Consider the following 7,313-nt stretch of genomic DNA (forward strand, 5'->3'; position numbering starts at 1 on the left):
GCTCAACCGCGCGCGCCCCCGCGGCGCCGCACCTGCAGCGGCGGCACCGGCTCGTCGGCATGGCCCTTGTAGAGCGGCGATTCGAGATAGCGGGCGATGGCGAAACGCACCAGAACGGCAACGGCGGCGGAAGCCGGCACGGCAATCAGCAGGCCGACGAAGCCGAACAGCGCGCCGAAGGCAAACAGCGCAAACATCAGCCATACCGGATGCAGGCCAACGCTTTTGCCGACCAGCCTGGGCTGCAGGATGTTGCCCTCGATGAACTGGCCGACGAAGAACACGCCGGCGACCGCCGCGATCATGGTCCAGTCCGGCCAGAACTGGACGAAGGCGACGCCGACGGCCAGCACCAGGCCGGTCAGCGAGCCGACATAGGGGATGAAGGAGATCAGCCCGGCAAACAGGCCGATGAGGATGCCGAAATTCAGGCCCGTCAACGTCAGGCCGGTGGCATACATGGCGCCCAGCACCAGGCACAGCGTGCCCTGGCCGCGCACGAAGCCGGCGGTCGCCGTGTTGATGTCCCTGGCGATCGTCCTGACGGTCTTGACGTAATCGCGCGGCACCCAGCTGTCGACGATTGCCACCATGCGGTCCCAGTCGAGCAGCATGTAGAAGGCGACGACCGGCGTCACCACGAACAGGCTGACGACCGAGACCAGCGCCACGCCGGAGCTCCAGATCGAGGTGAAGACGGTGGTCAGGAGGCCGAAGCCGGAGGTCAGCAGCGAGTTCAGGCCTTCGCGCAGGCCGTTGGCGTCGACGCCGAATTTTTCTTCCAGCCATTTCGGGTCGAAGCTGGTGATCAGGCTCTGCAGCCGGGTCAGATAGTCCGGCAGCTTGCTGGCGAAATCAGCCATCTGCGAGGCGAGCACCGGAACCAGGATGACGAAGGCCAGTACCAGGACGACGATAAAGGCGATGAGGATGACCACCGTCGCCATCAGCCTGGACAGGCCAAGCCGCTCCAGCCGGTCGGCGACAGGGTCGAGGAAATAGGCGAGCACCATGCCGGCGACGAACGGCAGAAGGATGCCGCTGAAGACATAGAGGAAGACGGCGAGGATGATGGCGCTGACCAGCCAGAAGCGGATCTGGCGGCGAAACGACGCCGATGCCGCAGCTTCCGCTGCCGCAGCCTCAGCTTCAGCGTCGATGGACCGTTCGTCAGGTGCCGGGTGTGGAGCCTTCGCCATAGCCGCTCATATGCCTCAGCCAAGCCACGAGATAGGCCGCGGCCGAAGCCACGGTCAAGACCCCGGACAGCAATATGAGGGCCGGCCTCAGCGGATCGAGACGGATATCGAAGGCGAGTTCGCCCAACACCACTGCCGCCAGCACGATCTGGATCGCGGTGTTGGCCTTCGACACCAGGAGCGGCTTCATCTCGACCGGATGCGCCATGACGGTGGATAAAAGCACGGCGCAGACGATCAGTGCGTCGCGCGACACCATGGTAACGACCAGCCACAGCGGCAGTTCGCCGCTGAAGCCCAGGACCACGAAAACCGAGACCAGCAGCAGCTTGTCGGCCATCGGATCGAGATAGGCGCCGAGCCTGGAAAACTGATTGAAATGGCGGGCGATGAAGCCGTCGACGCCGTCGGAAATGCCGGCAATGAGGAAGCCCGCAAAGGCCCAGTCCCAGCGGTCCTGCAGCATGGCCAGCACCACCGCCGGCACCAGCACGAAGCGCATGATCGTGATCATGTTGGGGATGGTCAAACGCATATCCCGTCGCTCTTGTTTGCCGATACATGATGGAGATGGAGGGTTACGGCAAGTGAGAAGCGACACAGAAGCTGCCAATCTCCCCACGAGGGCGCCAGCAATGAAATAGGTCAAGACAGATGTCGATTTCGGGGAGGCTCATTCGTCTCACGATAGGAAGCCAAGGAAATTTGCCCAGGCAAGGAAACGGACGCGATGACAATCACTATCACAGCATTTGAACGATCGCCCGATGGCGGCAAGGGACTGGCGCGTGATACGCGCGTTCGCTGGGCGCTCGAAGAAGTGGGGCAGCCGTATGAGGTTCGTCTTGTTTCCTTCGCAGAGATGAAGGCGCCTGAACATCTGGCGATCCATCCCTTCGGCCAGATCCCCACCTATGAGGAAGGTTCTCTCTCGCTGTTCGAGACCGGCTCGATCGTCTTTCATCTTGCTGAGCAGCATGCGGGATTGCTGCCGAAGGATCGCAATGCCCGCGCGCGCGCGATCACGTGGATGTTTGCCGCACTTAACACCGTCGAACCACCGATCCTCGAATTAACGACGGCAAGAATATTCGAACGTGACAAGCCTTGGAGCGAGGAGCGCTTGCCGTTGGTAAAGGACCGTGTTCGCGCTCGGCTGGACAAACTCTCGGCTCACTTGGGTGTCGCCGACTGGCTCGATGATGCGTTCAGCGCGGGCGATTTGTTGATGGTGTCGGTGCTGCTGCGACTAAGAATGTCAGGCATTTTGGACGAATATCAAAACTTGGCTGCCTATGTAGCGCGCGGGGAAGCACGGCCGGCCTATATCCGGGCTTTCGCCGCGCAATTTGCGATCAACGCAGAGGGGGCGTGAAGATTAGCCAGCATTGAACTAACCAAATGGAAGCGAGCCCGAAGCGCGCGCGCTCTCCTTTGGCGACGCCAGTCAAGAAAGCTGGTACGTCTCCCGTATTCGAGGGGACGCCATGTCGATCAACATCTATGTCTACTGGGGGCGAGGAGAAAGGACGCCGAAGAGCTGGTCCCGCAGCTGCAGGCGCATTTCCGGGCCTTGGACGAAGCCGACGACAGGTTCGCGAGGTGGGCCCCGCGCGGCAGATCGCTCAAAAAAGCAATCGCCTCCAAGCCGGTCAACACCTCGTCGTGCGAGGTTCTCCATCGCTGGCTGTTAAAGGGCCGGAACAAGACGGACATGCCTCCGAGACAGCCCGTTCCTGAACTGGGATACAATGTGTCGCTGTGGAACCAGCGCCAGGCAAATATAGAGGCGTCCACATCAGTCCATTGCAGTTCCTGGTCCAAATATCTGTCGGAAGACAGCCAGAACAATGCTTCGCTGGAGTTTAGCTACATAGCTGGAGCCGAACCGGTGAATACAAAGGTTTTGCTCGGCCTATTTCTCAAGTTCATTGATATCTGGGAACCCAGTTGGGGTTCGATCTGGCGGCACGTTCATGAGGGACATCCAGCCGGGGCGCGTTGGAACCCAAGACATGTTCAATATGCCTTCTTCCAGTCACCGGGAGGACGCGGGCACGATGAACGATTTATGGGACAGCAGCAGACCCTCCCCAAGGGCGGTCGCCTCTGGACGGACGAAACGGCGGTGCCTTTCCTGGAAGAGACGTAAGTGCCCGGTATTCCGCTGCCGTCCTTGCAAGACGCTGTTGCCCATGCGAAGAGCCCGTGAAGCGACAGCCTATTTCCCCACTGCTGAATGACGATGGCGCAGAGAATCACAATCGCTTGGCGAGTAACGCTTTGTTATCTGGCCGGACTGACAGAAAGTCTTTTGGTCTTCGCATTTTTCGGAGCCCCGCACCGCAACGTGGCGACGCAAGATCTCCTGTGGGCCTTCGCTCTTGAGCTGGCCGTGGGCGTGGTCGTCTCTTGGCCCCTCTGGCTGACCGCCGCTGTCGTCGCGTTCGTTTTCTCAAGATCAGTCGTTGCAAATCCAGGTCTGTGGGCTGCCGCGGCGGCGTTGATCGCCGCCGGCTTCTCGTATGGGACCCTGCCCTTCAACGGTGAGATCAGGTCTCTTGCCACCGTCGGAGGCCTCGCCGCAATTCTGGCAGGGATTTCTTTTTATTGTTGGAGTGTATCGCGCCCGGTTCCCGCGGCATCCAACTGAAAACACCATTAATCGCGCGCTTGCCTTGCGGGGCAAAACCGTTCATGCGAAGAGCCCGCACGCGAGTGAAAACAGCGACAGGCAAGCGCAACAGATGAGCAGGCGCCGGAAATGAGCAAGCGCAAGAACGGGCTCACCTATGCCGAAGCGGGCGTCGACATCGACGCCGGCAATCTCATGGTCGAGAAGATCAAGCCGCTGGTACGCGCAACCCGCCGGCCGGGCGCCGATGGCGAGATCGGCGGCTTCGGCGGTTTGTTCGACCTCAAGGCCGCCGGCTTCACCGATCCGGTGCTGGTCGCCGCCAATGACGGCGTCGGCACCAAGCTGAAGATCGCCATCGACGCCGGCAAGCACGACACGATCGGCATCGACCTCGTCGCCATGTGCGTCAACGACATCGTCGTGCAAGGCGCCGAGCCGCTGTTCTTCCTCGACTATTTCGCCACCGGCAAGCTCGATCCCGACCAGGGTGCCTCGATCGTCGGCGGTATCGCTGCCGGCTGCCGGCAGGCCGGCTGCGCGCTGATCGGCGGCGAGACGGCGGAAATGCCCGGCATGTATCACGAAAAGGATTACGACCTTGCCGGCTTTGCCGTCGGTGCCGCCGAACGCGGCCAGCTGCTGCCGACCGACGACATCGTCGAGGGCGACGTACTGCTCGGCCTCGCCTCGTCGGGCCTGCATTCGAACGGCTTTTCGCTGGTCCGCCGCATCGTCGCCGTAAGCGGCCTTGGCTGGAACGATCCGGCGCCGTTCAATGACGAAGCGACGCTGGCCGAGGCGCTGCTCGAACCGACCCGCATCTACGTCAAGTCGATCCTCAAGGCGATCCGCAATACCCACGGCATCAAGGCACTGGCCCATATCACCGGCGGCGGCTTTCCCGAAAACATTCCGCGCGTTCTGCCCAAGGATTTTTCGGCCGAGCTCGATCTCGGCGCCATCGAGGTGCCGCCGGTGTTCTCATGGCTGGCCAAGACCGGCGGCGTCGCGCCGGAAGAGATGATGCGCACCTTCAATTGCGGCATCGGCATGATCCTGGTCGTCGCCTCCGGCCAGGCGGCGCAGGTCGCTGCCGTTCTGCAGGAGGCCGGCGAGACGGTGACGCCGATCGGCCAGATCGTGCCGCGCCGCGATGCCGGCGTCATCTATCGGGGCTCGATTGGCCTATGACCAGGAAACGGACGGTCGTACTGATCTCGGGGCGCGGCTCCAACATGACGGCGCTGGTTGCGGCGGCGAGCAACCCGGCCTATCCGGCCGAGATCGTCGGCGTCATCTCCGACCGCGCCAATGCCGCCGGCCTTGGCATCGCCGCGGCGCGCGGCATCGCCACCAGAGTGATTTCGCGCTCCGACCATGCCAGCAAGCAAGCGCATGACGAGGCGATCGATGCGGCCCTCTTGTCGTTCGGCGCCGAGATCGTCGCGCTGGCCGGCTATATGCGCATCCTCGGCGCGCGCTTCGTAGAGAAGTGGCAGGGCCGCATGATCAATATCCACCCTGCCCTGCTGCCTGCCTTCAAGGGGCTGGATACGCATGCGCGGGCCCTCCGCGCGGGCATGCGCATCCATGGCTGCACGGTGCATTTCGTCACGCTCGACATGGATGACGGGCCGATCATCGCCCAGGCCGCCGTGCCGGTGATGGTCGGCGACAATGAGGACACGCTAGCCGCGCGCGTGCTCAAGGCCGAGCACCAACTTTATCCGCTGGCGTTGGGCCTTGTCGCCGAAGGCAAGGCGCGGATGGAAGGCGGCCGCACGGTGTTTTCGCGCTTCGCCGACGATGCCGACAACGCCACGTCGGTGGTGATCGCGCCCGACCCGCTGCGCGAAGAGACCGATCTCGAGCACCTGGCGCGGATCACGCCGTGAGGGTCAGTTCTTGAATTTGGTAGCAAATTTTGCTACCGTTTTCGCGAGGAGACGGCTTGATGGCGACAGTCGAAAAAGTCAGCGTAGCGCTTTCCCCGGAACTGCTGGACATGGTCAAACGCGCGGTGGCCAGCGGGCAGTACGGTTCGGCAAGCGAAGTGATCCGCGAGGCACTGCGCGAATGGCGGCTTCGCCAGCCCTTGCGCGAGGCCGAAGCGGAGCGGTTGCGGAAAGTCTGGACGGAAGGGCTGGAGAGCGGTCCGTTTGCGCCGTTCGACATCGAGGACATAAAACAGAAAGCCCGCGGCCGGTTGGGCAACACCGGCAAAAACCGGCGGAATGGCTGACATCCGCATTGTCCACAGCCCGGCGGCAGAAGACGACCTGATCGATATTTGGTTTGGCATTGCAAGGGACAACCCGCTTGCCGCGGACCGCTTTTTGGATGCTATTGCCGAGCGCATCGTGCAATTGGGCACATTCCCGGAATCCGGTCCCAAGAGGCCCGACATCGCTGCCGAGGTGCGGGCGTTGACGATCGGCAACTATCTCGTGCTTTATCGCCTGGCCGAACAGCGCGTCGAGATCGTCCGCGTCGTGCATGGCGCACGCGACGCTTCGGCCTTATTTTGAATCCATGAAGCAACTGCTGCTCCTGCGTCACGCCAAGTCGAGTTGGGACGATCCCAACCTCATCGACTTCGACCGGCCGCTGTCCGCGCGCGGGCTGAAGGCAGCACCACTGGTCGGGCGCGAACTGGCCCGGCGCGGCTGGCTGCCGGAGCTGGCGCTGGTGTCGCCGGCGCTGCGCACCCGCGACACGTGGCGGCTGGTCTCGGCGGAATTGCCGGCGAAGGTGCAGGCCAAATTATCCCAGGCGCTCTACGAGGCGGCGGCGGCGGACATCCTCGCCAAGGTGCGGCAAGTAAAGGCGGGGACTGGAACGCTGCTGGTGCTTGGCCACAATCCCGGGCTGGAGGAGTTCGCGCGCGGGCTTGCCGGGGCTGGATCGGACCAAGCGGCGCTGAAGAAGCTGGCGGAAAAATACCCCACCGCGGGCCTGGCTCGGTTCGACGTCGACGGCGATTGGACCGGTCTCACCTTCGGCAGCGCCCGACTGACGCACTGCATTTGGCCGAAGGATCTTCGCTAGAGCGGTTCCCCCTTTGACGGAATCAAAGGGGATTCCAGATTTATCTGTTTTGTGATTCAAGATGCTGGCTGGAGTGGAGGCCAGCATCGGATGACCCGACCTCTTTCCAATGATCTTCGCGAACGTGTTGTAGCGGCGGTTTTGGGTGGCGAGAGCCGCCGGTCGGCCGCCAAACGGTTCGGCATTTCGGTTTCGGCGGCGGTGAAGTTGTTGCAGCGCCATCGGGTGACTGGCTCGGTCGCGCCGGGCAAGATGGGTGGACATCGCAAGAGGTTGCTGGAGCCGCACCGTGCCTTCATCGAGGCGCGTATACGTGAGACACCGCATCTGACGCTGCACGGTTTGAAGGATGAGTTGGCCGCACGCGGGGTCAAGGTCTCGCACAACGCGGTCTGGATGTTCTTGAGGCGCGAGGGCCTGAGCTTCAA

The 7,313-nt window shown here is 62.5% G+C and carries 10 protein-coding genes and 1 pseudogene; 9 read left to right on the forward strand and 2 right to left on the reverse strand.

Going from position 1 to position 7,313, the window contains the following annotated elements; all coding sequences use genetic code 11:
* Positions 1–2: 2 nt before the first annotated feature.
* A complete protein-coding gene (locus tag NKI39_RS11385) occupies positions 3–1,199 on the reverse strand; it encodes an AI-2E family transporter (RefSeq protein WP_352831844.1) in 1,197 nt (398 codons plus the stop codon).
* Complete coding sequence (locus tag NKI39_RS11390) at positions 1,171–1,728, reverse strand: CDP-alcohol phosphatidyltransferase family protein (protein WP_352469229.1); 558 nt, start codon at positions 1,726–1,728, stop codon at positions 1,171–1,173. The genes NKI39_RS11385 and NKI39_RS11390 overlap by 29 nt, the downstream gene beginning before the upstream one ends.
* A 201-nt stretch (positions 1,729–1,929) precedes the next feature.
* Here NKI39_RS11390 and NKI39_RS11395 point away from each other — a divergent pair, with 201 nt between their 5' ends.
* The 9 genes and pseudogenes from NKI39_RS11395 to NKI39_RS11435 all read left to right on the forward strand — a co-directional run.
* Positions 1,930–2,574, forward strand: a complete 645-nt coding sequence (locus NKI39_RS11395; protein WP_352541636.1) for a glutathione S-transferase family protein — start codon at positions 1,930–1,932, stop codon at positions 2,572–2,574.
* Between the two features lie 135 nt (positions 2,575–2,709).
* Entirely contained in the window at positions 2,710–3,351 is a 642-nt protein-coding gene (locus tag NKI39_RS11400) for an Imm52 family immunity protein (RefSeq protein WP_352541663.1), read from the forward strand.
* Between the two features lie 93 nt (positions 3,352–3,444).
* A complete protein-coding gene (locus tag NKI39_RS11405) occupies positions 3,445–3,852 on the forward strand; it encodes a hypothetical protein (RefSeq protein ID WP_352831846.1) in 408 nt (135 codons plus the stop codon).
* A 111-nt stretch (positions 3,853–3,963) separates the two neighbouring features.
* Positions 3,964–5,028: a phosphoribosylformylglycinamidine cyclo-ligase gene (purM, locus tag NKI39_RS11410; RefSeq protein ID WP_352831848.1), complete on the forward strand. Its 1,065-nt coding sequence runs from the start codon at positions 3,964–3,966 to the stop codon at positions 5,026–5,028.
* On the forward strand, positions 5,025–5,732 hold the full coding sequence (gene purN, locus NKI39_RS11415) for a phosphoribosylglycinamide formyltransferase (protein ID WP_352831850.1): 708 nt from the start codon (positions 5,025–5,027) through the stop codon (positions 5,730–5,732). The genes purM and purN overlap by 4 nt, the downstream gene beginning before the upstream one ends.
* 59 nt (positions 5,733–5,791) lie before the next feature.
* A complete protein-coding gene (locus NKI39_RS11420) occupies positions 5,792–6,079 on the forward strand; it encodes a type II toxin-antitoxin system ParD family antitoxin (RefSeq protein WP_352472621.1) in 288 nt (95 codons plus the stop codon).
* Positions 6,072–6,365 (forward strand): type II toxin-antitoxin system RelE/ParE family toxin, encoded by a 294-nt coding sequence (locus NKI39_RS11425; protein ID WP_352472620.1) that lies wholly within the window; start codon positions 6,072–6,074, stop codon positions 6,363–6,365. The genes NKI39_RS11420 and NKI39_RS11425 overlap by 8 nt, the downstream gene beginning before the upstream one ends.
* 4 nt (positions 6,366–6,369) lie before the next feature.
* A complete protein-coding gene (locus tag NKI39_RS11430) occupies positions 6,370–6,885 on the forward strand; it encodes a SixA phosphatase family protein (RefSeq protein ID WP_352472619.1) in 516 nt (171 codons plus the stop codon).
* 90 nt (positions 6,886–6,975) lie between these two features.
* Positions 6,976–7,313: pseudogene (locus NKI39_RS11435) on the forward strand (IS630 family transposase); the annotation flags it as partial.

This window comes from Mesorhizobium sp. M0664 (assembly GCF_040320565.1).
In the GTDB taxonomy this organism is placed as follows: domain Bacteria; phylum Pseudomonadota; class Alphaproteobacteria; order Rhizobiales; family Rhizobiaceae; genus Mesorhizobium.

Excerpts from the sequence above, each read along its gene's own strand:
- NKI39_RS11405 (WP_352831846.1), top strand. The coding sequence starts at position 3,445 with ATGGCGCAGAGAATCACAATCGCTTGGCGAGTAACGCTTTGTTATCTG.
- purN (WP_352831850.1), top strand. The coding sequence starts at position 5,025 with ATGACCAGGAAACGGACGGTCGTACTGATCTCGGGGCGCGGCTCCAAC.
- purM (WP_352831848.1), top strand. The coding sequence starts at position 3,964 with ATGAGCAAGCGCAAGAACGGGCTCACCTATGCCGAAGCGGGCGTCGAC.
- NKI39_RS11430 (WP_352472619.1), top strand. The coding sequence starts at position 6,370 with ATGAAGCAACTGCTGCTCCTGCGTCACGCCAAGTCGAGTTGGGACGAT.
- NKI39_RS11395 (WP_352541636.1), top strand. The coding sequence starts at position 1,930 with ATGACAATCACTATCACAGCATTTGAACGATCGCCCGATGGCGGCAAG.
- NKI39_RS11385 (WP_352831844.1), bottom strand. The coding sequence starts at position 1,199 with ATGGCGAAGGCTCCACACCCGGCACCTGACGAACGGTCCATCGACGCT.
- NKI39_RS11420 (WP_352472621.1), top strand. The coding sequence starts at position 5,792 with ATGGCGACAGTCGAAAAAGTCAGCGTAGCGCTTTCCCCGGAACTGCTG.
- NKI39_RS11425 (WP_352472620.1), top strand. The coding sequence starts at position 6,072 with ATGGCTGACATCCGCATTGTCCACAGCCCGGCGGCAGAAGACGACCTG.